Source organism: Bradyrhizobium yuanmingense (genome assembly GCF_900094575.1).
GTDB lineage: Bacteria > Pseudomonadota > Alphaproteobacteria > Rhizobiales > Xanthobacteraceae > Bradyrhizobium > Bradyrhizobium yuanmingense.
Genome location: NZ_FMAE01000099.1, coordinates 1 through 1,196, shown reverse-complemented (window position 1 = coordinate 1,196; position 1,196 = coordinate 1). Strand labels below are relative to the sequence as shown.

At 56.8% G+C, this 1,196-nt stretch carries 2 protein-coding genes and 1 pseudogene; 2 read left to right on the top strand and 1 reads right to left on the bottom strand.

Going from position 1 to position 1,196, the window contains the following annotated elements; translation table 11 throughout:
- Window positions 1-119: 119 nt before the first annotated feature.
- Window positions 120-311, top strand: a complete 192-nt coding sequence (locus tag GA0061099_RS42685; protein WP_338060723.1) for an acetoacetate decarboxylase family protein — start codon at window positions 120-122, stop codon at window positions 309-311.
- Window positions 312-538: 227 nt separating this feature from the next.
- Window positions 539-745 (top strand): hypothetical protein, encoded by a 207-nt coding sequence (locus GA0061099_RS42680; RefSeq protein WP_050996351.1) that lies wholly within the window; start codon window positions 539-541, stop codon window positions 743-745.
- 139 nt (window positions 746-884) lie between these two features.
- Here GA0061099_RS42680 and GA0061099_RS42675 read toward each other — a convergent pair.
- Window positions 885-1,196, bottom strand: a pseudogene (locus GA0061099_RS42675) (IS3 family transposase); the annotation flags it as partial.

Below are 1,196 nucleotides of genomic sequence, written 5' to 3'. Positions count from 1 at the left end.
GCCAGAACAGTCCTTTGCGCATCGAAGTCCCCCGCGTGGAATCAACCCGCTGCCAGGGAATCAGAGTTCGCTAATTAGGTACAGACCCTAGTACCGTAGCAAACCCTGCAATCGCCCTTGTGCCGGTCGCGAGCTATCCCTCAAGCACTGTGGGGCCGTACTTGGAGTGCTCTTCAGGAATTCAAGTTCGTGATCCCGGCGGTGAGGCCGGCTTTTTAATTCTTACCTACGTGACAACGAATGATGCAGCGCTCGCCTCGGGACGAGAGGTTCTTGGTGCTCCAAAAAAGTTGGCGTACATTACCGGTTAGAGACGGTGGTCTAATTCAGGGTACGCTCAAGCGTCCAGCGGGCAAGCGTCTGCCGACCCTTACCGCTCAACCAGACCAGCGCGTGAGCTCGAGTTCGCAACAGATGATTTCTGCGCGGACGTATTTCTACTTGGTTTCGGCATCTGCCCCCCTATCAATAAGCGGGATGGGCGCAGTGACGCAACTCGTCAAACGGTGCACCGCGCGAATGTTGCCACGCGACGAGCTTGGCGAAGAAGTTTACTGGACCCACCTTCCTAACTTACGACTCCCCCTCGATTGTCGATCCCGTGCACAATTTGGCACTTGGCGAACGCGTGCTCGGCACATACGAGGAGCATGACGCCAAGCTCCAGGCCATTGATATCCTTTCGGAAACGGCAAATCCAGGAAAACAGCGGTCCATAAAGCTTCAGGAGTTCATCCAATCCTGAGTTCTGCCCCGGGCTCTCGGCGTGTCCACTGAACCTCCTCCGAATGAGTGGACACCTGTAGTAGGCTCATTGAGCCCGGAGGTGTCGAATGGAACGTCAACGTCGGTCCTTTACGGAAGAGTACAAGCGCCAAACCGTTGATCGCGGAATGGAGGCGGGTTCGGTTGTAGAAGCCCTCGATGAAGGCGAAGATATCGCGCTGGGCCTCGGCGCGGGTATTGTAGTCGCGATGATGGACCAGCTCGGTTTTCAAGGTATGGAAGAAGCTCTCCATCGGGGCATTGTCGTAGCAATCGGCCTTGCGGCTCATTGATGCCATGATGCCGGCGCCGGTGAGGACCGTGTGAGGCATACTGCACGCCGCGATCGGAGTGATGGATCAATCCGGTCTGCGGCCGTTGCTGGTTGATGGCCATGGTCAGTGCCGCGGATGCGAGTTCGACCTGCATAT